A 22,279-nucleotide genomic window follows, 5' to 3' on the forward strand; every position below is an offset into this window, starting at 1 on the left:
CCTGCCGAAAGTCTACGCCGCACCCCGCTGTCTGCCGGCGCCGCCGCTGCTACGCTTGGGGTTTCGCCCCCATGAGGTCAAACGTATGCGAGTGACGATTCTGGCCGCCGCCCTGGCGCTCTCTTTTTCGGTCCAGGCCCGCGAGGGCATGTGGGTCCCGCAGCAGTTGCCGGAAATCGCCGGTCCGCTGAAGGAAGCCGGCCTTGAGCTGGCGCCCGAGCAGTTGGCCAACCTGACCGGCGACCCGATGGGCGCGGTGGTGGCGCTGGGTAACTGCACGGCCTCGTTCGTCTCGCCGGAAGGCCTGGTGGTCACCAACCACCACTGCGCCTACGGCGCCATCCAGCTCAACTCCAGCGCAGAAAACAACCTGATGGAGGTCGGCTTCACCGCCGCCAAGCGTACCGACGAGCTGTCGGCGGGCCCGAACGCCCGGGTCTACGTGATGGATCGCATCACCGACGTCACCGACCAGGTGACCGGCGCCGCCGGCGACCTCGGCGGCATCGAGCGCAACAAGGCACTTGAGGACATCCAGAAGCAGCTCATCGCCCAGTGCGAGGAAGGCGAAGCTTACCGCTGCACCCTCTACAGCTTCTTCAGCGGCCAGACCTACCGCCTGTTCCGCCAGGTCGAGATCAAGGACGTGCGCCTGGTCTACGCGCCGCCGCGTGCGATCGGCAACTACGGCGGCGAAATCGACAACTGGATGTGGCCGCGCCACACCGGCGACTTTGCTTTCTATCGCGCCTACGTCGGCAAGGACGGCAAGCCGGCGGCGTACTCGGAAGACAACGTTCCCTATGAGCCGAAACAGCACCTGAAGCTGGCGCCCGAAGGCCTGGAGAAGGGCGACTTCGTGATGGTCGCCGGTTACCCGGGCAGCACCAGCCGCTACGCGCTCTACGACGAATTCCAGGCCGTGGCCGACTGGCAGTACCCCAAGGTCGGCCAGCACCTGCAGAACCTGGTGGGGATCATCGAGGCGGCCGGCAAGGACGATGCCGACATCGAGGTGAAGTACGCCAGCCAGATCCGTGGCTACCAGAACGCGATGAAGAACTGGCAGGGCCAGCTCGAGGGCTTCGAGCGCATCGATGCCGCCGCCACCAAACGCGCCGAAGAACAGGCCGTGCTGGCCTGGCTGCGTGAACAGGGCGACGAAGGCCAGGCCGGCCTGGCCGCGCACGCGCGCCTGGTGGAGCTGGCCGCCGAAACCCGCGAAACGCGCGATCGCGACCTGATCGTCGGCCAGCTGGCCGGCGGCGGATTGCTGGGCAACCTGCGCATGCTGCACCGCCTGGCGATCGAGTCGGCCAAGCCCGATGCCGAACGCAGCCCGGGTTACCAGCAGCGTGACCTGCCGCGCATCGAGGGCGCCATCCGCCAGCTCGAGCGTCGCTACCACCCGGCGATGGAAAAGCAGCTGATGGCCTACTGGCTGGCCGAGTACATCCAGCTGCCGGCCGACCAGCGGATCGAGGCGATCGACAGCTGGCTCGGCGGCAACGACCAGGCCGCCATTGGGCGCGCGCTGGACCGCACCTACGCCGGCACGCGGCTGGCGGGCACCGACGAACGCCTGGCGCTGCTGACCGCCGACCAGGCGGCGATCGAGGCGATGGACGATCCGCTGATGTCGCTGGCCGTGGCGCTCTACCCGGCGATGAAGGCGATGGAAGACCGTAGCGATGCGCGTGCGGGCGACCAGAACCGCTACCGTCCGGTCTACCTCGCTGCGGTGCAGGGTTACAAGCGCGGCCAGGGCAAGGGCGTGTATCCGGACGCGAACCTGAGCCTGCGCATCACCTACGGCAACGTGATGGGTTATGCGCCGAAGGATGGTGTGTACTACACGCCCTTCACTTCGCTCGACGGCCTGGTCGCGAAGGCGACGAACGAAGATCCGTTCGACGCGCCCAAGGCGCAGCTTGATGTGATCGCGGCGATGAGCGAGGAAGAGAAGGCGGCGGTGCCGGTGAACTTCCTGTCCGACCTGGACATCACGGGCGGCAACTCGGGGTCGCCGGTGCTCAATGGCAAGGGCGAGCTGGTGGGCCTGGCCTTCGACGGCAACTGGGAATCGGTGAGCTCGAACTGGGTGTTCGACCCGGCGATGACCCGCATGATCTCGGTGGACCACCGCTACATGCTCTGGATCATGGACAAGGTCTATCCGGCCCATCATCTGCTCGAGGAAATGGGCGCGCGCTGATCCCCTTGGGGGAGGGACTTCAGTCCCGAAACGCAGTCCCGGAAAACGGCGCGTACCCCGCGCCGTTTTCTTTTCAGGAGATTCGGGACTGAAGCCCCTTCCACAGGGCGAATGCAGGTGGGTTCTGGCGGCCGGCGGGATTGGTTTAGAGTTGGGGGCAGGACGAAGGAGAACGACATGCGCGTTCGTTTCCATGGTGCCGCCGGCGAGGTCACCGGGTCGTGCCACGAAGTCGAAGCCAATGGCCATCGGGTGCTGCTCGACTGCGGCATGATCCAGGGCAGCGACGAAGACGAGCGTCGCAACGAGGATCCGTTTCCGTTCGAGGTCGGCGACATCGACGCCGTCGTGCTCAGCCATGCCCATATCGACCACAGTGGCCGCTTGCCGCTGTTGGTCCGGCGCGGCTACCGGGGTCCCATCTGGACCCAGCATGCCACCGCCGACCTGCTCAAGGTCATGCTCGAGGATTCCGCCAACCTCGCCCAGATGGACGCCGACCGCGACAACCGCCACCGTCGCGACGGCAAGACCAACCACAAGCCGCTGTTCACCCAGGGCGACGTCGCCGCCGTGCTCAAGCAGGTCCGCGGCATCGACTACCAACAGCCCCGGGAAATACTCGGCGGCGTCACCGTCACCCTGCGCGACGCCGGCCACATCCTGGGCTCGGCCTCGGTCGAATTGGCCGCCGACGAACCCGGTGGCCGGCGCGTGCTGGCTTTTTCCGGCGACATCGGCCCGCGCGGCACGCCCATCCTGCGCGATCCCGTGCCCGTGCCCGGGGCCGACCTCGTCTTGCTCGAGTCCACCTATGGCGGCCGCGAACACCGCGAACGCCAGGCCACGCTCGACGAAATCCGCGACGTGCTCGAACACGCCTGGGCCGACCGGGGCAATGTCATCATCCCGGCCTTCGCCGTGGGCCGCAGCCAGGAACTGCTCTACTGGTTCGCGCGCCAGTGGGACGAATGGAAGATGGCGCGCTGGAAGATATTCCTCGACAGCCCCATGGCCATGAAGGTCGTCGACGTCTACGGTCGCCACGAACGCCTGTTCGACGAGGACGCCCAGGCCGTCTGGAAGGGCCGCCCGCATCCTTTCAAGATGCCCAACCTGCATCTCACGGCCGAAGTCGCCCAGTCGCAGGCCATCAACAATGTCTGCGGCGGCGCGATCATCATCGCCGGTTCGGGCATGTGCAACGGCGGCCGGGTGCGCCATCACCTGCGCCAGCACCTGGGCCGCAAGCAGTCGCACATCATGTTCGTGGGTTACCAGGCCCGCGGCACGCTGGGCCGGCGGCTGGTCGACGGTGCCGGGAGCGTGCGCATCTTCGGCGAGGACTACCAGGTCAATGCCGTGCGCCACACCGTCGGCGGCCTGTCTGCGCACGCCGGGCAGACCGGCCTGATGGACTGGTACGCCGGTATCGAAGGGCGGCCGCCGGTCGTGCTGGTGCACGGCGAAGACGACGCCCGCGAGGCGCTGGCCAGGGCGATGGAGAAAAAGCTCGATGCCCGGGTCGAGCTGGCGCGCCCGGAACAGACCCGCGAGGTCTGAGGCACGCTTGGCAAACGATCCCGGCCAGCGTCCCGATGCCGAGGCGCGCCCGTTCGCCGTGCCCTGCAGCACGCTCGACCACGGCGCCCCCTTGCGCTGGCTTCGGGCCGGCTGGCGCGATTACCGGCGGGCGCCCGGCCTGAGCCTGGTGTTCGGCGGGGTGGTCTTGGTGGTCAGCCTGTTGATCTCGGCCCTGGCCTGGAGCCTGGGCCGGTTCGCCCTGCTGGCGGCGCTGGTCTCCGGCTTCGTGTTCATCGCCCCCTTGCTCGGCGTTGGCCTGTATTGCGTGAGTCGTGAACTCGAGGCCGGGCGCCAACCACGGCTGCGTGATTCCTTCGTGCTGGCGCGACGGGTGGTGGGGCAGGCCGGCGTGTTCGCGCTGGCGCAGGGCATCGTGCTGATGCTCTGGTCGCGCGCCGGCATGATGGTCAATGCACTGGTGCCGATCGAGCGCGACGACCTGCGTACCTGGATCGAATTCCTGCTGATCGGCTCCGCCGCCGGCTCGGTGTTCGCGGTCTTCACCTTCGCCATCGCCGCGTTTTCGCTGCCGATGATCGCCGACCGCGAGGTCGACATGGTCACCGCCGGGGTTTCGAGCGTGAACGCCGTGCTACGGAACAAGTGGGTGGCGACGCAGTGGGCGCTGTGGATCGCATTGCTGACCGCCCTGGGCTTCGCGACGGCCTTCGCCGGCCTGGTGCTGGTGATGCCGTGGCTGGCCTACGCCACCTGGCACGCCTATCGCGAAACCCTGGACGCATCCGCCTGGCCGCGGCTGGACTGAGCTAGCCCGCCTGGTCGATGCGCCGTGGCGCCATGGCCGCCACCGACTCGCGCACGATCTGTTCGAGCACGTGCAGGTCGACGTCGGCCAATCGTTTCACGTACAGGCAGCTCTTTCCGGTCTTGTGCTTGCCAAGCTTGGCCAACAGGGTTTCGAAACGGTCGAAGCCCGGCATGATGTAAAGCGTCAGGTCGTTCTTGCGCGGCGAAAACCCGGTCAGCATCCACTCACCCTCGCGCCCGCTCTCGTAGCGGTAGCGGTAGCGGCCGAAACCGATGATCGATGGCCCCCACATTTCCGCCGGCGCACCGGTGGCTTCCTGCATCAGGGCACGGATGCGCCGGCAGTCCTCGCGGCGCTGTGGATCGGCGACGGCGTCGAGGAAGGCATCCACGTCGGCGTGCGTGGGCTGGGTCTTGTTTTCGGTTCGGGCCATGTGGCGTGCCTGCCGTTGGAGGGTCGCCGGCAGTCTAGCCGCCCCGCGGGCACAGGCAGGTTCCGTCGTCGAACACCACCTTCCACTCCCCGTCGGCCTCGCGGCGCCAGGTCGAGCGGAACTCGAGGATCGGCTCGCCGGCGGGGTTGAAGACCGGGCCCTTGGACTGCGCGAGCTGGCCGCTGTCGAGCACCACCACGGTTTCCGGTTTCCACGAGAAGGGAGCCTCGGGGCCTTCGAAATATTTCGACCAGGCGGCGAGGATGGCGGGTTTGCCGCGCAGGGTCGCCGGACCCGGCTGGAAGATGGCGTCGTCGGCGATGTGGCTGGCGAAGGTTTCGAAGTCGCGTTCGGCCATGCTTCGGGCGAACGCGGTTTCGGCGGCGGCCACCTCGCGCGCCAGCGCGTCGGTGTCGGGCGCCGTGGACGGCGCAGGCGCCTGCGTGGTGGCGCAGGCCGTGGCGAGCAGCAGCAGGGGCAGGGCAAGGGCAGGGCGCATCAGGCGGCTCCGGACGGGTGGAGGGCCCAGCATGGCGGGTCCCGGTCGTGGCCACGCCGGCCACAAGTCACGCCGGCCGCGCGGCGGCGCTATCTGCGCACCGCCACCACTTTGCCGACCCATCGTTTGCGGGGCACCGGGCCGTGGTGGCGGCTGTCGGTGGCCTGGTCGCGGGCGTCACCGAGCACGAACACGTGTCCGGGCGGCACCGGCGTGTCTTCGAGCTCACGTCCGCGGCCTGCGCCGGTTTCCAGGTCCAGGCCCTCGACGGGTGGCTGCAGCGCGCCGTTGACGAACAGGTCGCCCAGTCGCAGCGCCACCGATTGCCCCGGTCCGGCCACCACGCGACCGACCCGGGGCTGGCCGTCGTGCAGGTAGACCAGCAGGTCGCCGGACGCCGGCACCCGGCGACCGTAGGCCCGGGTATCCACGACCAGTTCATAGCCCACCGGCAAGGTCGGCGTCATGCCCGCATCCGGCACGGGCATCGCCAGCCGGCCCCAGAGCCGGGCGCCGAGGTCGCGGGCCGCGGTGTCGAAGGGATTGATGGCCCAGGCGGCGGCGATGCAAAGCGCCGCGACCCCGAACACGGCCAACAGCCGTCGCGGCCAGCGCCGGCGCCGGGCGCTCATGCCCGGCCCCGGCAGCGCGCTGGGCGGGCCTGGGGCGAAACGAACACCCGGACGCAAGCGGGGGCGTGACGATGGCGATGGCGCATGGGGCGGGTTACCTCGTCCGGGTAGGAGTGCTGCGTTGGGCTACCTGGCGGACTGCCTGCTGGTCGGTCCGTTCGGGCTGGCCCTGTTCACCGTTCCGGCGGCGCCGGAGGATCGAAAGGCATTTCCTGCGGACTGACGGCGCCGCCGGAGATGATGAAGGCCATCGCCTCGTCCACCGTCCAGTCGGTGGGCGTGAGCCGGTCCACCGGCACGATTTCCAGGTAACCCGAGGTCGGGTTGGGCGTGGTCGGCACGTAGACCGCGGCCAGCTCGCGGCCGGTTCCCCGTTCGCGGATCACGCGGGTGACGAAGCCAACGCACTTCATTTCGCGGTGCGGGAAATCGATGAGCACCACCCGCTGGGTGCCGTCGGGCTTGGTCTGCAGCAGGTCCAGCAGCTTGCGCGCGCTGCCGTAGACGGTATTGGCCAGCGGCACGCGGGCGATCAGGCTCTCGAACCAGCGCAGCGCCTGCTGGCCGGCGACGCGCCGGGCCAGGGCGCCGACGGCGATGATCACGATGATGGTCGCCGCGATCGCGAAGGCCGATTGCGCCCAGGGGTCGTCCACCCAGCCCAGCCATTCGGGGTGCGCCATGGCCAGGCGGGCCGACACCGGCGCAACCACCGGCTGGCTCATGTCCTTGAGCAGGCCGAGCACGAACTTGAAGACGATCCAGACCAGCCAGATCGGCAGCAGGGTCAGCAGGCCGGTGAGGAAATAGGCGCGGAGGCGTCGCATGGGGTGGCGGGCTCGGGGCGTGCGGCTCAGCGAACGCCGAGTTCGGCCGCGCTGACCTCGCGGACCAGGCGGAAGCCCAGGTCGTCCAGGCCGGTATCGGCGTCGAAGTCGTTGCTCTGGGCCGGACTGCTGCGTTCGGCGCTGTCGCGCCAGCCCAGGCCCGCGGCCAGGCGGCGCTGGCAGCCGCGGGTGCAGTTGCTGGTCCATTCGCGCACGTTGCCGCGCAGGCCGGCCAGGCCCAGCGGGCTCAGCGGGCCCTGGCTGGCATTGACCGTGCCTTCGCTGCCGCAGTCGATGCGGCCATCGCTGCAGGCATTGCCGCTGCCCCGGTAGTCGGCCAGCGGGCTCCATTCGGCCAGGGTCGGCAGCCGGTAGGACAGGCCGGTGCGGCGGCTCAGCCACTGGGCGTAGGCCTCGGCGTCGTCGAAGCTCACGCAGGCGACCGGATGGTTGCCCGACTGGCTGAAGCCCGGGTCGTCCCAGGTGCGCTTCTTGAGGCTGATCGGCACGACGCGGTTGCGGCAGCGCGCGGCGGGACGGCGGGTGGCGCTGGCAAACGCGGCGTATTCGGCGCGGGTGACTTCGCTGCGCATCGCGCCCAGGCCCGCGCTGCTGCCGCGCGGCGCCCGCACCAGGACCATCGCGACCGCATTGTCGGGCAGGGTGTCGCCGGCCTTGGGCAGTTCCACGGCCTTCGACCAGGCCGGCTCGAGGCTGGCCGGGCTCACGTCCAGGGCCGCCGCCAGCACCTTGGTGGTGGCGACCGACTCGGCGTCCATGGCCTCGAGCCCGCTTTCCAGGCGGGCCAGCAGCAGCGGCGGCAGCGCTTCGCGCATTTCGAGCCAGGGCTTGCCTTCGAGCCGGTCCATTTCCGCCGCGAACGGTGCCGCGCGGTCGTAGTGCTGGCGCGCGGCGCCGTCGTCACCGGCTTGCACGGCAGCGACGACGCGGGTGCTGTAGTAGGCGATGACCTCGTCGGACAGCCGCAGCAGCGCCGGTTCGCGTGGCGCCACCTGGCGCGCGGCGCGCAGCGAATCCATCGCGTTGTCGCCAGGCGGAAGGCTCAGGCGCTGGCGCTCGATCTGCCGGCGCGCGGCCGAGAGTTCACGGGCCCCCGGCCGGGTGGGATCGTAATCGAGGGTGGTGGTGGCCACTTCGGCGCGCACCTGGTCGAAGGCCGGCCGCGGCTCGCCCGATGCGGGTGCCGGCCCCGGCGCGGTTTCGGCCGGCGCTTCGGCGTCAGCGGCCGGCGATGGTTCCGCGATGGCGGCCGGCTCGGGCGCCGGTAGCGGCGCCGGCGGCGTGTCCTCGACGGTGAAGAAGTCGCCGGCGGGCGGCTCCGCGGTTTGCTGGCCGTCCATCAGCCAGAGGATCGCCAGCGTCGCCAGCAGGACCGCCGACGTGGTGGCCAGGACGGGTTTCCACCAGCGTTCGACCAGGCCCTTGAGCTTGCCCGGATCGATCACCGGCTCGGTGCGTTTGCCGGTGGCGATCTGGTTGAGCGCACCGAGCATCTGCTGGGCGTTGCGGTAGCGATTGTCCGGCGACTTGGCCATCGCCCGGTCGATGAAGGGCTGCCAGTGCCGTTTCTCAGGCGCCAGCCGCGGCACCGGGTCCTGGGCGTGCATCAGCGCCAGCGCCAGCGGGTCGGCGGCCTGGAAGGGCAGGTGGCCCGTGAGCAGTTCGAATGCCAGCACGCCGACGCTGTAGAGGTCGGCGCGGCCATCGACCACTTCGCCGCGGGCCTGTTCCGGCGCCATGTAGCCGCCGCTGCCGACGGCCAGGCCGGCGGTGGTGATGCGGGTGGAGTCGCGCTTGCTCAGCGCGATGCCGAAATCGGTGAGCAGCGGCCGGTCGGCGTTGTCGAACAGGACGTTCTCGGCCTTGACGTCGCGATGCACGATGCCGCGCGCATGGGCGTATTCGAGTGCCGACAGCAGCGAGCGCAGCACTTCGACGGCGCGCTCTTCGTCCTGGGTGAAGTCGCGCTGGCCCAGGTGGCCCTTGGCCAGGTAGGGCAGCACGTAATACAGCAGCCCCTGGCGCGTGCGTCCGACCTCGTGGATGCCGACGATGCAGGGGTGCTCGAGCTTGGCGATGGTGCGCGCCTCGTGTTCGAAGCGCTGCTTGGAGATTTCGTCGGTCAGCGCCGCCGGCGACATGACCTTGATCGCGACCTGGCGGTCGAGCGATTCCTGCACGCCCAGGTACACCTGGGACATGCCGCCCTTGCCGATGCGCCGCAGCACCCGATAGCCCGGGATCTCCGGCATGTAGCTGGAGAGCAGCGCGGTCAGCTCATCAGGGGAAAGCTCTTCTTCCTGCTGCATGGCGCGGTCGGGTCGGGCGGGGGGCGGGCCCTCCAGCATACGGGAGCCAGCCGTTCAGGCAAGCCGGGGGTGAAAACGTGAACCAGTCCACATTTCAGCCCGGGCCTGAGCTGTGGGAGGGGCTACTTGGGCCGCTTGCGGCGGACGTAGACCTGCTTGCGGTACCGGGCGACGACGTCGCCGCTGGCGTCCCTGATTTCAGTTTCGAACCAGCGCAGGACCTTGTCGCCGCCTTCGGTAGCGGCCCGGATCTCGTCGACCACGGCGTCATCGAGATCAAACCGGGCGACCACGGTGCCGCGTCCGGGTTTTTCGAAGCGGATTTCGCCGGCCTGGTCCCAGACCATGTAGCCGGGCCCCAGGCGGCGCAACACCATGATCATCCAGAACGGATCGGCCATGGCGAACAGGCTGCCGCCAAAATGCGTGCCGACGTAGTTGCGGTTGTACCAGCGCTGGCGCAGCTCGACCTGGGCGTGCCGGAAGTCGTCGCTGATCCGGGTGACACGGATGCCGCTGAAAAGGAAAGGCGGCCAGACGTTCATGTAGCGGCGAAGGTGGGTGGCTTTCATGTCAGAACAACAGCGAGGCCATCTTGCGGCGGTAGGTCCCGACCAGGTCTTCGTCCTCGACGACGCGGAAGGCGTCGATCAGCGCCTTGCGTGGCAGGCCGCCTTCGAAGTCGCGATCGCGGCGCAGCATGTCCAGGAAGTGTTCCAGTCCCTCCTGGCTGCGTCCCTCGACGATGTCGATGGCGCCCAGCAGGTGGCGCGCGCGCAGGTCGCCCGGATCGGCGTCGAGCGTCTTGCGCAGCACGTCGGCCGGCGGGGCGTCCTTGAGCAGCGCCGCGAAACCCAGGCGCGCACGACCGCGCAGGGCGCGGTCGTCCTGGGCTAGGTTGGCCGGCAGCTTGTCCAGCAGCCCCTGGGCCTCGGGCACGGCGCCGGTGCGCAGCAGGGCCAGGGCCAGGTCGAGCTTGAGCTCTTCCTTGTCCGGCTCGGCCTGGATGGCGGCGCGCAGGCGCACGACGTCCTCGTGCGGGTCCACGGGCGCGGGTGCCTCCGGCTCGGCCTTGGGCTCGGGTTCACGCGGCTGCACGCCATGGTGGGACAGGAACTGGCGCAGCTGGCCTTCGGGCAGGGCGCCGGGGAAGCCGTCGACGATCTGGCCGTCCTTGACCAGCATCACCGTCGGCACCGACTTGATCTGGAAATAGCCCGCCAGCTGCTGTTCGGCGTCGACGTCGACCTTGGCCAGCAGGAAGCCGCCGTTGTATTCGGCCGCGAGTTTCTCCAGCACCGGCCCCAGGGTCTTGCAGGGGCCGCACCAGGTGGCCCAGAAGTCCACCACCACCGGCACCTCCTTGGACCGGAGCAGGACGTCCTGCTCGAAGCTGGGCAGTTGGGCGTCGAAGACGTGGGGATTGGCAGGGGTCATGGCGGTTCCGGAAGCGAAGGGCGATCCGGAGATGGTGCCAGCCCGCCCGGCACACAAGCCAATGTAATGTCTGCTTGACATCCCGCCGACAGAATGTAACCTGCACATTACATTTAGTCAGCTGGAGCAGACCATGCGTTGGCCGAAGTGGGGAGTGGCGGGGTTGGCGGCTTTGGCGGGTGTTTCCTTCTGGTTGTTGCTGGCCGGGCCCGACCGGCTGTTTGGCATCGAGCTGGGCAATGCCGGCATCGGCCTCCTGCTCCTGGTGGCCTGGACCACGCTCTATGGCCTCTCCGCGGCACCCAAAGGCGAACTGGACGAGACGGTGTCGCCGGGCGAATGGCGGGCCTGGGTGGGGCTGGGGTTCACCGCCATGGTCGCGGCCTATTTCATCCTGAAAGCCGACGTCATCGCCGGCGCCGCCGACCTGCGCGACCTGGGCGGCATCGGCAGGAGCATCGTCCTGCTCCTGGTCGCCTGGGCCGTCATCTCGCAGCTGCTCGCCGGCCGCTGGAAGGGCAAGGTGCTGCAAGACGAACGCGACCGGGACATTGAACGCATCGCGGCAAGCTGGGCCCGCATCGCGCTGGTGGTCGTGGTGGTCGCTTTCGTGGTGCTGTTCGGCTTCAGCCCCGTGGAACGCCTGGCCTGGGCGACGCCGATCGCGATCTCGCACCTGCTGCTGTTCGGGCTGGTGCTGCATTCGCTGGTTGAATACGCGGTGACTGCCGGGGCCTACTGGCGGGACCGGCACGCATGAGCGGAACGCCTCTGGGCAACCACATCCGCCGCCTGCGCTTCGAGCACGGCGAAATGACCCAGGAGGCGCTGGCGCGCGAAGTCGGCGTCACCCGCCAGACCATCATCGCGCTGGAAGCGGGCAGGTATGCGCCTTCGCTCGAGTTGGCCTTCCGCATCGCCCGTGCCTTCGGCGCCGGGGTGGAGGATGTGTTCCATTGGCAGTGAGCCGGCTCAGGCCGGCTCGCTGCGGCGGAACCAGGCCACTCCCAATGCGGTGACCAGCACGGCGGCGGCTACGCTGTAGGTCGTCACCTGCGTCGCCACGGCCGGATCGGTGGCCAGGGTCTGCATCGGCAGCGACCACGGATACCACGGGCCGAAACGCCCGGACTGGCCGATCAGGAAGCCCATCACGGTCGCGCCCATGCCGACGCCCACGGCGACGGCAAAGCTGCGCCAGCGCAGCGCGATCCAGGTGTGCAGGGCCACCAGCAGCAAGCAGGCGAAGTAGATCCCGGCCAGGTCCCCGGCCAGCGCGGACCAGGACGGCGCGCCGGCCAGGCCGAATGCTGGCTTGGTCACCGACAGCAACACGCCGCCCAGGGGCAGCAGGACGAACATCGACAGCTGCGACAGCGCCAACAGCGCGCCGAGCGCGGCCAGTTTGGCCAGGTAGTGCGTGTGCCGCGGCGTGGGCAGCGCCAGGAGGTGCTTCCACTGGTTGCCCTGGTGGTCCAGCCCGGCCAGCAGCGCCGCCTGCAGGGTCACCAGCAGCGGCAGCATGAGGAAGGCCCACAGCACCAGGGTGGCCTGCACGAACCCGGCCCAGGCTTCGGCGGGAGTCATGGGGACCCGGCTGGCCGGGAAATTCGAGAAGGTGATCTGCAGGACGTACACCGCCACCACGACGGCCGGTGCAACCAGGCACATCCATGCCGCCAGGGTGCCGCGCAGCTTCAGTCGTTCGGCCCACAGGGCCCTGGCCAGCGCGCTCATGCCGCGACCTCGCGCGCCGCAGGCGTGGTCAGATCGAAAAACAGCGATTCCAGGGTCACCGGCTCCAGCGCGAGATGCTGGATGCCGATCCCGTGGGCCACCAGGCGCTGGTTGATCTCGGCGACGGGCAGGCGCGGCGTCAACCGGAGCGCATGGCCTTCGGCCAGGGCGGGGTCTTCGCCGGCCTCGAGCAGCAGGCGCATGGCGCGGGCCGGCGAATCGCAGCGCAGCAGCAGGCTCGGCCGCGCCCGTTCGCGCAGTTCCGTCAGCGTGCCCTGGAAGCGCAGGCGGCCGCCTTCTAGCACGCCGACGTGGCTGGCCAGTTGTTCCACCTCGCCGAGCAGGTGACTCGACAGGAACAGGGTCAGGCCTTCCCGGGCGACGAGGTCGCGCAGGAAGTGTCGCAGCTCCTGGGTGCCGGCCGGATCCAGGCCATTGCCGGGTTCGTCCAGGATCAGCAGCTTCGGTCGGCCGAGCAGCGCGAGGCCGATGCCAAGCCGCTGGCGCATGCCCAGCGAATAATCACGCACGCGGCGGTGGGCGTCGTTCGCCAGGCCGACGCGCTCGAGCACTTCCCCGACGCGCGACGCCGGCAGGCCGAGCAGGCGGCGGGTCACTTCGAGGTTGGCGCGGCCATCCAGGTGCGGATAGACCGAGGGATGCTCGACCAGGGCACCGACGTGGGCCAGCGCGCCGCGCTTGCCGGGCGTCAGTGTTTCGCCGAGCAACCGTACTTCGCCGGCGTCGGGCCGAAGCAGGCCCAGCAGCAGCCGGATGGTGGTGGTCTTGCCGGCGCCGTTGGGGCCCAGGAAGCCGTAAATCGCGCCCGAGGGCACCGCGAGGTCAAGTGAATGTACGCCCGGGCCGCCGGCGAAGCGGCGGCTCAGGCCTCGGGTTCGGATGGCAGCTTCCATGGCGGAACCAGCAGGTGGGGACGCCGCGAGTTTCTCCCCGGTTCCGGGCGTCCGCCCGTGCCATGCGTTGCCCAACCCCGGTCATGCCGGGCTCACTCGGGCGCGCGCACGACCTTGCCGTCCTTCATCACGAAGTCCACCTGCTTGACGACGGTGATGTCCTGCAGCGGGTCGCCGGGCATCGCCACCAGGTCGGCGACGCCGCCGGGAACCAGCTTGCCGAGGTCGTCGCGGCCCAGCAGCTCGGCAGCGTTCACGGTCGCTGCGCGCAGGGCCTCGGCCGGGGGCATGCCGGACTCGACCATGTAGATGAACTCGTCGGCGTTTTCACCATGCAGGCTGACGCCGCTGTCGGTGCCGAAGGCGATTTTGACCCCGGCCTTCCAGGCCCGGGTGAAGGTGCCCTGGATCAGCGGCCCGATGCGCGCCGCCTTGGGTCGGACGACCTCGGGGTAATAACCATCGACCTTGGCCTTGTCGGCGACGAAGCGGCCGGCGGTGATGGTCGGCACGTACCAGGTGCCGTGTTTCTTCATCAGCGCGAACACCTCGTCGTCCATGTAGGTGCCGTGTTCGATGCTGTCGACCCCGCCGACGATGGCCCGGCGCATGCCTTCCTTGCCATGCGCGTGCGCGGCGACCTTGTAGCCATAGTCGCGTGCCGCCGCCACCACGGCTTCGACTTCGTCGACCGTGAACTGGGGTGCGTCGCCACTGGCGGCGTAGCTGAGCACACCGCCGGTGGCGGTGATCTTGATGACGTCCGAACCATCCTTGTAGCGCTGGCGCACGGCCTGGCGGGCCTGGTCCGGGCTGTTGACCACGCCTTCGGCGGGACCGGGTTCGCCCAGGGCGTCGGCGATCAGGTGGTTCATGCCGTTGGTGGGGTCGGCGTGGCCGCCGGTGGTGGCGATGGACTTGCCGGCGGCGACGATGCGCGGCCCCTCGATCCAGCCCTGGTCGATGCCGTCGCGCAGCGCCAGGGTGGTCTCGCCGCCCAGGTCGCGCACCGTGGTGAAGCCGGCATGCAGGGTCCGGCGGGCATATTCGACCGAACGCAACACGGTGAATTCCGGATTGAGTCGGAAGCCTTCCGAATAACGCTGCGGGCTCGACTCGCCGCTCAGGTGCACGTGCATGTCTATCCAGCCCGGGCTGCAGGTGTGGGTGCGCAGGTCAATCGTTGTCGCGCCCTCAATGGTGGCGTGGCCTTCGCGGACCTCGCGTACCTTCCCGTCCGACACCAGCACGGTCCGTTCCGGCAGACTTCGCCCGCTAACGCCATCGAAGAGCTGCCCGCACTGCACGGCCAGCGTTTGCGCTTCGGCGGCGGCGGGTGAAACCAGGGCAAGGGCCAACAGCAGAGGGGTCGCGCGCATTCGGGTGGACTCCGTCAGGGATGGCCCATGCTAACCCTCGGATTGTCCCCGCTGTCTAGCTCCCCGGATCGTCGATCTCGGGGACAAGCACGTAGAGCCGTACAGCCCCTGTTGATTCCGGCCTCTCGACAACCTCCGCCGATTGCGCCTCGAAGCGGCCTGCGGGCGGGCTCAGGACGGCGCGTACGGCGTCTTGGGCCTGGTCAGCAAGCGCAGGCCCCTGGTTTCCGACGATGACTATCCAGGCCAGGGCAACGCCGACGGCGGACGCAGAGAACTCCAGCCAGCGGCGCCGGATTGCACGGCGGCCCGGATTGCGCAGGTTGGCCATGGCCTGCCGAAGTCGTTGTTCGCCCCCGGGTGGAGGGGCCAGGTCGCGAAACAGGGGCGTGGGTCCGGTGTTCATTCGTTCGGCTCCAGTATTTTCCTGATTCTGGCAAGGGCCTGGTGCTTGCGTGATCCGACGGTCCCTTCGGGGATTCCCAGCATCTGGGCGATTTCCCGGGTATCAAAACCACCGATTTCACTGAGCAGGACGACCTTGCGCTGGCCGGGCGACAAGGCGGCCAGGGCGCGCCGCAGGTCGGCGCAGTCGCCGTGCGGTGGACCCGTCGCCGCTACGTGGTCGTCGAGTCCGACGAACGACCTCAGGGATTTCCAGCGAAGCTGATTGCGAGCGAGGTTCAGCGCAGTGGCGAACAACAAGGGCTCCAACGACGTTTCGAGCACGGCCTCGCGCCGGTGCCATACGCGCATGAACGCATCGTGCATTACGTCCTGGCAGTCCTGGGGATTCCACAGCAGCCGGAACAGTACGTTGTAGAGCCGACGTTCAATACGGCGATAGCAGTCGGTCAGCCCGGCATCGGTGATTGGCACGCCAGCTACTCAGGAACCAGGCGCATCCAGCCTCATCAGGACCAATCGGGTTCCTCCCTTGTCCCAGCGCCCCTTGTTGAGCGTTGCCGCAATCACCGTCTCGCCAGGCGCCAGTTCAAGGCGCGACCTGAACTCCAGTGGGACCTGTTCGCCGCCGCCCTTGGACAACAGTTCCACGTCGAAGGTGGGCACGTTGCCGGGCAGGGTTCTTACGCTGATCTCGTTGCCCGTTCCCGTCGTCAAGGTCGCCAAGCCATGGTTCGAGGGCAGGCCAAGCGACGCCTCTTCGACCAGGCGCAGACCCTGTCCCGCGAATCGGGTCCGGATGACCTCAATGGCGTCGCCAAGGGATTTCTCGAAAGCGGGTGTCTGGTCCTGCCCAGGCTGCACATCCACGAGCCAGATACGCAGTGTGGCTGGCTGCGCGACACGCTCGTCAGCCGAGCCGGCCATTTCCGCCAGGGCCTCTTCGACCGAGTCATGGACCGACCCGGGAGCGAGCACGACCAGCCGGCCGGGCAGGCGCGAGGAAGCTCGCCCGGCGCCGGCTTGCTCCCCAGGTCCGGCCAGTACTTCATTCAAGGCTTCCGCGAGCACGTCCGCCTGGCCGGCAGGAACCTCATAAGTGCGCAGCTCCGGCAGTTCCTGGCCGTCAGGTGCCGAATCGCCGCCCCGGCATCCCACGAGCATCAGGATCGCCAGGAGGGCGGGGAGGGTTACAGGTCTGGTGGACATGGCGAAGCTCCTTTCGAGGGTTCTCCGGGTCTGGTACACCCCAGCGGCCCGGATTCTTCACTGCTGTCGCGGATCTGGCCAGGACCGGCCCGGCCTCCTCCTTTGCGGGGCGGGGATTTGGTAGGCTGGCGGCCTGTTTTTTCGCGTCCATCCCCATGTCCGAAATCCACGATCCCAGCGCCTACGACCCGAAGGCGGTGGAAACCGCCGCGCAGTCCCATTGGCAGGCCACCGGTGCCTTCCAGGTCTCCGAGGACACCTCGCGCCCGAAATTCTTCTGCCTGTCCATGCTGCCCTACCCATCGGGTGCGCTGCACATGGGCCACGTGCGCAACTACACCATCGGCGACGTCATCAGCCGGCACCGGCGCATGAAGGGTTTCAACGTGCTCCAGCCGATGGCCTGGGACGCCTTCGGCCTGCCGGCCGAAAACGCCGCGATCAAGAACAAGACCGCGCCGGCGAAGTGGACCTACAAGAACATCGACCACATGCGCGGGCAGCTCCAGCGCCTGGGTTTCGCCTACGACTGGACCCGCGAGTTCGCGACCTGCACGCCCGAGTACTACCGCTGGGAACAGCTGATGTTCACCCGGCTGATGAAAAAGGGCCTGGTCTACCGCAAGAACTCCATCGTCAACTGGGACCCCGTCGACCAGACCGTGCTGGCCAACGAGCAGGTCATCGACGGCCGAGGCTGGCGTTCGGGCGCGCTGGTGGAAAAGCGCGAGATCCCGCAGTGGTTCCTCAAGATCACCGATTACGCCCAGCAGCTGCTCGATGGCCTGGACGACCTGCCGGGCTGGCCGGAGGCGGTCAAGACCATGCAGCGCAACTGGATCGGTCGCAGCGAAGGCCTGGAAGTCGTCTTCGAGCTCGAGACGATGGCCGAACCGCTGACGGTCTTCACCACCCGTCCCGACACCCTCATGGGCGCGACCTACCTGGCCGTTGCCGCCGAGCACCCGGTGGCGCTGTGGGCGGCGTCCGGCAATGCCGCGGTCCGGGCCTTCGTCGATGAGTGCCGCAAGGGCGGCGTCTCCGAAGCCGAGCTCGAGACCCAGGAAAAGAAGGGCGTGTTCACCGGGCTCTACGCCACCCACCCGATTTCCGGCGAGCCGGTGCCGGTCTGGGTCGCCAACTTCGTGCTGATGGGCTACGGCACCGGCGCGGTGATGGCGGTGCCCGGCCACGACCAGCGCGACTTCGAGTTCGCGCACAAATACGGCCTGCCCATCGCGCAGGTGGTCGCGATCGAAGGCGAAACCTACGACCCCTCGAACTGGCAGGACTGGTACGCCGACAAGACCGACCCGCGCATGCGCGTGGTCAATTCCGGCGACCTCGATGGCCTGGCCTACCAGGCCGCGTTCGACCGCATCGCCGAAAAGCTCAAGGCCAAGGACCGCGGCCGCCGGCGGGTCAATTTCCGCCTGCGCGACTGGGGCGTCAGCCGCCAGCGCTACTGGGGCTGCCCGATCCCGGTCATCCACTGCGAAAAGTGCGGCGCGTTGCCGGTCCCGGAAGACCAGCTGCCGGTGAAACTGCCCGAGGATGTCGAATTCACCGGCGTCGCCTCGCCGATCAAGTCCGACCCGCAGTGGCGCAAGACCACCTGCCCGGGCTGCGGGGGGCCGGCCGAGCGCGAGACCGACACCTTCGACACCTTCATGGAGTCGAGCTGGTACTACGCGCGCTACACCTCGCCCGGCGCCCAGGACCTGGTGGACGGCCGCGCCAACTACTGGCTGCCGGTCGACCAGTACATCGGCGGCATCGAACACGCGATCATGCACCTGCTGTACTTCCGGTTCTTCCACAAGCTCATGCGCGACGCCGGGCTGGTGGAAACCGACGAGCCGGCGACCAACCTGCTTTGCCAGGGCATGGTCATCGCCGACACGTATTACCGCGACAACGCCGACGGCTCCAAGGAATGGATCAACCCGGCCGACGTCGACGTCCAGCGTGACGCCAAGGGCCACGTCACCGGCGCGACGCTGCGGGCCGACGGCCAGCCGGTGCACGTCGGCGCCACCGAGAAGATGTCCAAGTCCAAGAACAACGGCGTCGATCCGCAGACCATGGTGGACAAGTATGGCGCCGACACGGTGCGCCTGTTCTCGATGTTCGCGGCGCCGCCGGAGTTGAGCCTGGAATGGAACGAGGCCGGCGTCGAGGGCATGGCGCGTTTCCTGCGCCGGCTCTGGGTGCAGGTGCAAAAGCACGTGGCCGCGGAGGGCACGGTGGCCGCCCTGGAGGTCGGTTCGCTCGACTCCACCCAGCGAAGCCTGCGGCGCCAGTTGCACGAAACCATCCAGAAGGTCGGCGACGACTACGGCCGCCGGCATACCTTCAACACGGCCATCGCGGCGGTGATGGAACTGCTCAACGCCATCGCCAGGTTCGACGACGCCAGCGCCCAGGGCCGCGCCCTGCGCCAGGAGGCGTTCGAGGCCATCACCCTGCTGCTCAACCCGATCACCCCGCACACCTCGCACGCGCTCTGGCAATTGCTGGGGCATCCGGAGACCACCATCGAGGACCTGGCTTTCCCGGAAGCCGACCCCGAGGCCCTGGTGCGCGACAGCGTCACCCTGGCGATCCAGGTCAACGGCAAGCTGCGCGGTACGCTCGAGGTGTCGGCCAACGCCGGCAAGGAAACGGTCGAGGCCCTGGCCCTGGCCGAACCGAACGTGCAAAAGTTCATCGAAGGCTTGTCCGTGCGCAAGGTCATCGTGGTGCCGGGCAAGATCGTCAACATCGTCGTGGGGTAAGCGAATGTCTCGTCTGGTCATCGTGTTGTGCCTGGCCCTGCTGGCCGCCGGCTGCGGCTTCAAGCCGCGCGCCTCGCTTGCCGTGGCCACCAGCCTGGGGCCGGTCGCGGTCAGCACCGCCGACCCCTACAGCCCGCTGGGCCAGGACCTGGCGACCGCGCTCGAGCGCGCCGGCGCCACCGCCGCCGTTGAAGGCCAGCCCGCGGCCACCCTGCAGGTGCTCACCGAAAACCTGCGCACCCGGCCGCTGACCTTCGAGAGCGGTGCCAGCGTGCGCGAGTACCAGAGCATCTATCGCGTCGAATTCCAGCTCAGGGGTGCCGACGGCAGCCTGCGGTTGCCGCGCCAGAGCGTCGAGCTGACCCGCGAATACACCTACGACGCCATCGGCTCGATCGGCACGCCGGCCGAAGAGCGCCTGCTGCGCGACGAACTGCGCCGCGACATGGTGGCCGCCATCCTGCGCCGCCTGGACGCCGCGCTGCGCACGGACTGATGGAGCTTCGCCCGGCCCAGTTCGCGCGCCAGCTGGCCGGCGAGCCACTGCGCCCGGTCTACCTGGTGGCCGGCTCCGAGCCGCTGCTGGTGCAGGAAGCCGCCGACGCCGTGCGCGCCCGCGCCCGCGACACCGGCTTCGGCGAGCGCGAGGTCTACGACGTCGAATCGGACTTCGACTGGAACCGGCTCAGCCAGGGCATGGCGTCGATGAGCCTGTTCGCCAGCCAGCGCCTGTTCGAGCTGCGCATGCCGACCGGCCGGCCCGGCAAGGAAGGCGGCGAGGCGCTGCGGGAGTACTGCGAGAATCCCCCGCCCGACACCGTGCTGCTGGTCACTACCCAGGAATGGAGCAAGAAACACGCCGGGAAGTGGAGCGAGGCGATCGCCCGCGCCGGCCACCTGGTGGCGTTCTGGCCGCTCAAATCGCACGAGCTCGGCGACTGGCTGCTCCAGCGCCTGCGCAGCCGCGGCCTGGTCGCGACGCCCGACGCGGTCCAGCGCCTGGCCGACCGGGTCGAAGGCAACCTGCTGGCCGCCGCCCAGGAAGTGGACAAGCTGGCCCTGCTGGCCGGCGGCACGCGCGAAGCCATCGATCTCGCGCAGATGGAGCAGCTGGTCGCGGATTCCTCGCGTTTCGACGTCTTCACCCTGGTTGACGCCGCCCTGGCCGGCGAAGCCGCCCGCGCCGTGCGCATGCTGGCCGCGCTGCGGGCCGAAGGCGACCAGGTCGCGGGCCTGATGCCGATGGTGGCCAGGGAAGTCCTGGGCCTTTGCGCGCTGGCACGGGCCGGGGAGGGCGGCCGGCTGGCGTCGGCGATGCGCGACGCCGGCGTCTGGCAGAACAAGCAGGCGGCGTACCGGCGCGCGCTTGAGCGCCACCCGACCTCGCGCTGGGAACGTTTCGTCGCCGAATGCGGCCGCATCGACCGCAGCGCCAAGGGTCGCGGCGACGGCGATCCCTGGCTGCAGCTCGAACGCCTGCTGGTGGCGATCGCCGATGGCCGGGCCCGTGGATTGCTCGCTTCGTGAGCCTGCGCGTGCTTTACGGCGGCACCTTCGACCCGGTCCACGCCGGTCACCTGGCCGTGGCCCGGGCCGCCCGCGACCGGCTGGGTGCCGCCGTGCGCCTGGTTCCGGCGGCGATTCCGCCCCACCGGGGTCCGACCGCGGCGAGTGCCGAAGACCGGGTGGCCCTGCTTGGCCTGGCCGTGGATTCCGAGCCCGGGTTGGGCGTGGACGCGCGGGAACTGGATCGCGAGGGGCCGTCCTATACCGTCGACACCCTGCGCGAAGTGCGCGCCGCCATCGGCCCGCAGGCACCGCTGGCCTGGCTGGTGGGGGCGGATGCGTTCCGCGGCCTGCCGGGCTGGCAGGCATGGCGGACGCTGTTCGAGCTGGCGCATTTCGTGGTTGCGCTGCGGCCGGGCCACGGCCTGGACGACCTGCCGGACGAACTGGCCGACGCCTGCCAAGGTCGCTGGCTGGACGAACCCGCCGAACTGGCCGGGCTCGCGGCCGGACGCGTCTACCGGCTCGCGTTGCCGCCGCATCCGGCGTCGTCGAGCGAACTGCGCCGGCGCCTGGCCGAAGGGACCGACCCGGGTGACTGGCTGCCACCGGGCGTGGCGGCTGAAATCGCCCGGCGCGGCCTGTATCGGGCGGGCTGAGCCCGCCCGGCGTATAATCCGGCCCCGTATTCAATCCACGAGCTGCCCTTGACCACCCAAGCCCACGTCATCAAGACCCGGATGCCCGACCCGGCACCGTCCCCCGAAGCCCTGCTGACCCAGGTCCGCGCCGCGCTGGAGGAAATGAAGGCCAAGGACGCGGTGGAAATCGACGTGCGTGGCAAGACCAGCATCGCCGACTACCTGGTGGTCGTCTCCGGCACGTCCACCCGCCACGTCAAGTCCGTGGCCGACGAGGTGGTGAAATTCTCCAAGAAGTGCGGCGTCATGCCGCTGGGCGTGGAAGGCGAGCGCGAGGCCGAATGGGTCCTGGTGGACCTGGGCGACGTCATCGTCCACGTCATGCTGCCGCGCGTGCGCGAGTTCTATGCCCTCGAACGCCTGTGGACCGTCGGCGACCAGCCGCCGGAGCCCGAGGCCGAAGCCGGGGACACGCCGGAGGCTTGAGTCGTCCATCCGCCACCGGTGGCTACCGATGAAGGCGCGACTGATCGCGGTGGGTGAAAAAGCGCCGTCCTGGGTGGCGGAAGGCTTTGCCGAGTACCAGAAGCGTCTTTCGCACTGGTTGCCGCTGGAACTGGCCGAGGTCGCGCCGGGCATGCGCGGCAAGGGCCGCGACGCGCTGCGGGCCATGGCCGACGAGGGCGGTCGGGTGCAGGCCGCGCTGCCTCGTGGTGCCTGGGTCGTGGCACTGGACGGTCGCGGCAAGGCCTGGTCGTCCGAGGATCTCGCCGAACGCCTCGAGCACTGGCGCCAGCAGGGCCGCGACCTGGCCTTCCTGATCGGCGGCCCCGAAGGCCATTCACCCGAGGTGCTGGCCGCCGCAGACGAACGCTGGTCGCTGGGGCCGCTGACCCTGCCGCACATGCTGGTGCGGCTGCTGCTGGCCGAACAGCTGTACCGTGCCTGCAGCCTGCTCGCCAATCACCCCTACCACCGGGCCTGA

The 22,279-nt window shown here is 69.1% G+C and carries 24 protein-coding genes; 11 read left to right on the forward strand and 13 right to left on the reverse strand.

Annotation, left to right across the window (positions count from 1 at the left end; genetic code table 11):
- Positions 1–148: 148 nt before the first annotated feature.
- The 3 genes from N788_RS12570 (at position 149) to N788_RS12580 (ending at position 4,565) form a co-directional block, all read left to right on the forward strand.
- Positions 149–2,215 carry a S46 family peptidase gene (locus N788_RS12570; RefSeq protein ID WP_211250730.1) on the forward strand — a complete coding sequence of 689 codons (2,067 nt, stop codon included), beginning with the start codon at positions 149–151 and terminating at the stop codon, positions 2,213–2,215.
- Positions 2,216–2,392: 177 nt separating this feature from the next.
- Complete coding sequence (locus N788_RS12575) at positions 2,393–3,778, forward strand: MBL fold metallo-hydrolase RNA specificity domain-containing protein (RefSeq protein ID WP_034225644.1); 1,386 nt, start codon at positions 2,393–2,395, stop codon at positions 3,776–3,778.
- A 7-nt stretch (positions 3,779–3,785) separates the two neighbouring features.
- Positions 3,786–4,565 (forward strand): DUF2189 domain-containing protein, encoded by a 780-nt coding sequence (locus N788_RS12580; RefSeq protein ID WP_051924643.1) that lies wholly within the window; start codon positions 3,786–3,788, stop codon positions 4,563–4,565.
- A 1-nt stretch (position 4,566) separates the two neighbouring features.
- Here the strand turns inward: N788_RS12580 and N788_RS12585 are convergent, their stop codons facing one another.
- The 7 genes from N788_RS12585 to trxA all read right to left on the reverse strand — a co-directional run bounded on the left by N788_RS12585 (position 4,567) and on the right by trxA (position 10,726).
- Positions 4,567–5,001 carry a DUF1801 domain-containing protein gene (locus N788_RS12585; protein WP_034225646.1) on the reverse strand — a complete coding sequence of 145 codons (435 nt, stop codon included), beginning with the start codon at positions 4,999–5,001 and terminating at the stop codon, positions 4,567–4,569.
- 34 nt (positions 5,002–5,035) lie between these two features.
- Entirely contained in the window at positions 5,036–5,500 is a 465-nt protein-coding gene (locus N788_RS12590) for a YybH family protein (RefSeq protein WP_034225648.1), read from the reverse strand.
- An 89-nt stretch (positions 5,501–5,589) separates the two neighbouring features.
- Positions 5,590–6,132, reverse strand: coding sequence for a signal peptidase I (lepB, locus tag N788_RS12595; RefSeq protein ID WP_084696044.1), 543 nt, complete (start codon positions 6,130–6,132; stop codon positions 5,590–5,592).
- Positions 6,133–6,305: 173 nt separating this feature from the next.
- Positions 6,306–6,959 carry a DUF502 domain-containing protein gene (locus tag N788_RS12600; protein WP_051924644.1) on the reverse strand — a complete coding sequence of 218 codons (654 nt, stop codon included), beginning with the start codon at positions 6,957–6,959 and terminating at the stop codon, positions 6,306–6,308.
- 26 nt (positions 6,960–6,985) lie between these two features.
- Positions 6,986–9,289 carry a bifunctional serine/threonine-protein kinase/formylglycine-generating enzyme family protein gene (locus N788_RS14090; protein WP_051924645.1) on the reverse strand — a complete coding sequence of 768 codons (2,304 nt, stop codon included), beginning with the start codon at positions 9,287–9,289 and terminating at the stop codon, positions 6,986–6,988.
- Positions 9,290–9,411: 122 nt separating this feature from the next.
- Entirely contained in the window at positions 9,412–9,861 is a 450-nt protein-coding gene (locus N788_RS12610) for a DUF4442 domain-containing protein (RefSeq protein ID WP_034225654.1), read from the reverse strand.
- Position 9,862: 1 nt separating this feature from the next.
- Positions 9,863–10,726 carry a thioredoxin gene (trxA, locus tag N788_RS12615; protein WP_034225656.1) on the reverse strand — a complete coding sequence of 288 codons (864 nt, stop codon included), beginning with the start codon at positions 10,724–10,726 and terminating at the stop codon, positions 9,863–9,865.
- 133 nt (positions 10,727–10,859) lie between these two features.
- Here trxA and N788_RS12620 point away from each other — a divergent pair, with 133 nt between their 5' ends.
- Together N788_RS12620 and N788_RS12625 are read left to right on the forward strand one after the other, a co-directional pair.
- Entirely contained in the window at positions 10,860–11,486 is a 627-nt protein-coding gene (locus N788_RS12620; RefSeq protein WP_152560487.1) for a hypothetical protein, read from the forward strand.
- A complete protein-coding gene (locus N788_RS12625; protein WP_034225660.1) occupies positions 11,483–11,692 on the forward strand; it encodes a helix-turn-helix transcriptional regulator in 210 nt (69 codons plus the stop codon). The genes N788_RS12620 and N788_RS12625 overlap by 4 nt, the downstream gene beginning before the upstream one ends.
- 6 nt (positions 11,693–11,698) lie before the next feature.
- Here the strand turns inward: N788_RS12625 and N788_RS14095 are convergent, their stop codons facing one another.
- The 6 genes from N788_RS14095 to N788_RS12655 all read right to left on the reverse strand — a co-directional run bounded on the left by N788_RS14095 (position 11,699) and on the right by N788_RS12655 (position 16,370).
- Positions 11,699–12,463, reverse strand: coding sequence for an ABC transporter permease (locus N788_RS14095; RefSeq protein WP_051924646.1), 765 nt, complete (start codon positions 12,461–12,463; stop codon positions 11,699–11,701).
- Entirely contained in the window at positions 12,460–13,377 is a 918-nt protein-coding gene (locus tag N788_RS12635) for an ABC transporter ATP-binding protein (protein WP_034225662.1), read from the reverse strand. Before N788_RS12635 ends, N788_RS14095 begins: the two co-directional genes overlap by 4 nt.
- Before the next feature lie 92 nt (positions 13,378–13,469).
- Entirely contained in the window at positions 13,470–14,756 is a 1,287-nt protein-coding gene (locus tag N788_RS12640) for a metal-dependent hydrolase family protein (RefSeq protein ID WP_034225664.1), read from the reverse strand.
- Between the two features lie 55 nt (positions 14,757–14,811).
- Positions 14,812–15,087: a hypothetical protein gene (locus tag N788_RS12645; protein WP_152560488.1), complete on the reverse strand. Its 276-nt coding sequence runs from the start codon at positions 15,085–15,087 to the stop codon at positions 14,812–14,814.
- 71 nt (positions 15,088–15,158) lie between these two features.
- Complete coding sequence (locus N788_RS14100) at positions 15,159–15,635, reverse strand: RNA polymerase sigma factor (RefSeq protein WP_084696046.1); 477 nt, start codon at positions 15,633–15,635, stop codon at positions 15,159–15,161.
- A gap of 9 nt (positions 15,636–15,644) precedes the next feature.
- Positions 15,645–16,370, reverse strand: coding sequence for a hypothetical protein (locus tag N788_RS12655; protein ID WP_152560489.1), 726 nt, complete (start codon positions 16,368–16,370; stop codon positions 15,645–15,647).
- Between the two features lie 155 nt (positions 16,371–16,525).
- On the opposite strand from N788_RS12655, the gene leuS reads away from it, so the two are divergent.
- The 6 genes from leuS to rlmH are packed head-to-tail and all read left to right on the forward strand — an operon-like array spanning position 16,526 to position 22,279.
- Positions 16,526–19,147, forward strand: a complete 2,622-nt coding sequence (gene leuS / locus N788_RS12660; protein WP_034225669.1) for a leucine--tRNA ligase — start codon at positions 16,526–16,528, stop codon at positions 19,145–19,147.
- Positions 19,148–19,151: 4 nt separating this feature from the next.
- Positions 19,152–19,643 (forward strand): LPS-assembly lipoprotein LptE, encoded by a 492-nt coding sequence (locus tag N788_RS12665; RefSeq protein ID WP_034225671.1) that lies wholly within the window; start codon positions 19,152–19,154, stop codon positions 19,641–19,643.
- Complete coding sequence (holA, locus tag N788_RS12670; protein ID WP_034225673.1) at positions 19,643–20,674, forward strand: DNA polymerase III subunit delta; 1,032 nt, start codon at positions 19,643–19,645, stop codon at positions 20,672–20,674. Before N788_RS12665 ends, holA begins: the two co-directional genes overlap by 1 nt.
- The gene (gene nadD / locus N788_RS12675; protein ID WP_034225675.1) at positions 20,671–21,312 is read left to right on the forward strand and encodes a nicotinate-nucleotide adenylyltransferase; all 642 of its coding nucleotides are present in this window, start codon (positions 20,671–20,673) and stop codon (positions 21,310–21,312) included. Before holA ends, nadD begins: the two co-directional genes overlap by 4 nt.
- A gap of 48 nt (positions 21,313–21,360) precedes the next feature.
- On the forward strand, positions 21,361–21,780 hold the full coding sequence (rsfS, locus tag N788_RS12680) for a ribosome silencing factor (RefSeq protein WP_034225677.1): 420 nt from the start codon (positions 21,361–21,363) through the stop codon (positions 21,778–21,780).
- Between the two features lie 28 nt (positions 21,781–21,808).
- Positions 21,809–22,279, forward strand: coding sequence for a 23S rRNA (pseudouridine(1915)-N(3))-methyltransferase RlmH (rlmH, locus tag N788_RS12685; protein WP_034225679.1), 471 nt, complete (start codon positions 21,809–21,811; stop codon positions 22,277–22,279).

It is taken from the genome of Arenimonas donghaensis DSM 18148 = HO3-R19 (assembly GCF_000743535.1).
Taxonomy (GTDB): domain Bacteria; phylum Pseudomonadota; class Gammaproteobacteria; order Xanthomonadales; family Xanthomonadaceae; genus Arenimonas; species Arenimonas donghaensis.

Bases quoted from the DNA above. Each gene is read 5' to 3' on its own strand.
- N788_RS12640 (WP_034225664.1), bottom strand. From the start codon at position 14,756: ATGCGCGCGACCCCTCTGCTGTTGGCCCTTGCCCTGGTTTCACCCGCC.
- N788_RS12625 (WP_034225660.1), top strand. From the start codon at position 11,483: ATGAGCGGAACGCCTCTGGGCAACCACATCCGCCGCCTGCGCTTCGAG.
- trxA (WP_034225656.1), bottom strand. From the start codon at position 10,726: ATGACCCCTGCCAATCCCCACGTCTTCGACGCCCAACTGCCCAGCTTC.
- N788_RS12590 (WP_034225648.1), bottom strand. From the start codon at position 5,500: ATGCGCCCTGCCCTTGCCCTGCCCCTGCTGCTGCTCGCCACGGCCTGC.
- N788_RS12620 (WP_152560487.1), top strand. From the start codon at position 10,860: ATGCGTTGGCCGAAGTGGGGAGTGGCGGGGTTGGCGGCTTTGGCGGGT.
- N788_RS12645 (WP_152560488.1), bottom strand. From the start codon at position 15,087: ATGGCCAACCTGCGCAATCCGGGCCGCCGTGCAATCCGGCGCCGCTGG.
- N788_RS12585 (WP_034225646.1), bottom strand. From the start codon at position 5,001: ATGGCCCGAACCGAAAACAAGACCCAGCCCACGCACGCCGACGTGGAT.
- N788_RS12610 (WP_034225654.1), bottom strand. From the start codon at position 9,861: ATGAAAGCCACCCACCTTCGCCGCTACATGAACGTCTGGCCGCCTTTC.
- lepB (WP_084696044.1), bottom strand. From the start codon at position 6,132: ATGAGCGCCCGGCGCCGGCGCTGGCCGCGACGGCTGTTGGCCGTGTTC.
- N788_RS12570 (WP_211250730.1), top strand. From the start codon at position 149: ATGTGGGTCCCGCAGCAGTTGCCGGAAATCGCCGGTCCGCTGAAGGAA.
- N788_RS14095 (WP_051924646.1), bottom strand. From the start codon at position 12,463: ATGAGCGCGCTGGCCAGGGCCCTGTGGGCCGAACGACTGAAGCTGCGC.
- N788_RS12635 (WP_034225662.1), bottom strand. From the start codon at position 13,377: ATGGAAGCTGCCATCCGAACCCGAGGCCTGAGCCGCCGCTTCGCCGGC.
- N788_RS14090 (WP_051924645.1), bottom strand. From the start codon at position 9,289: ATGCAGCAGGAAGAAGAGCTTTCCCCTGATGAGCTGACCGCGCTGCTC.
- N788_RS12665 (WP_034225671.1), top strand. From the start codon at position 19,152: ATGTCTCGTCTGGTCATCGTGTTGTGCCTGGCCCTGCTGGCCGCCGGC.
- N788_RS12575 (WP_034225644.1), top strand. From the start codon at position 2,393: ATGCGCGTTCGTTTCCATGGTGCCGCCGGCGAGGTCACCGGGTCGTGC.
- rlmH (WP_034225679.1), top strand. From the start codon at position 21,809: ATGAAGGCGCGACTGATCGCGGTGGGTGAAAAAGCGCCGTCCTGGGTG.
- holA (WP_034225673.1), top strand. From the start codon at position 19,643: ATGGAGCTTCGCCCGGCCCAGTTCGCGCGCCAGCTGGCCGGCGAGCCA.
- N788_RS12600 (WP_051924644.1), bottom strand. From the start codon at position 6,959: ATGCGACGCCTCCGCGCCTATTTCCTCACCGGCCTGCTGACCCTGCTG.
- leuS (WP_034225669.1), top strand. From the start codon at position 16,526: ATGTCCGAAATCCACGATCCCAGCGCCTACGACCCGAAGGCGGTGGAA.
- N788_RS12655 (WP_152560489.1), bottom strand. From the start codon at position 16,370: ATGTCCACCAGACCTGTAACCCTCCCCGCCCTCCTGGCGATCCTGATG.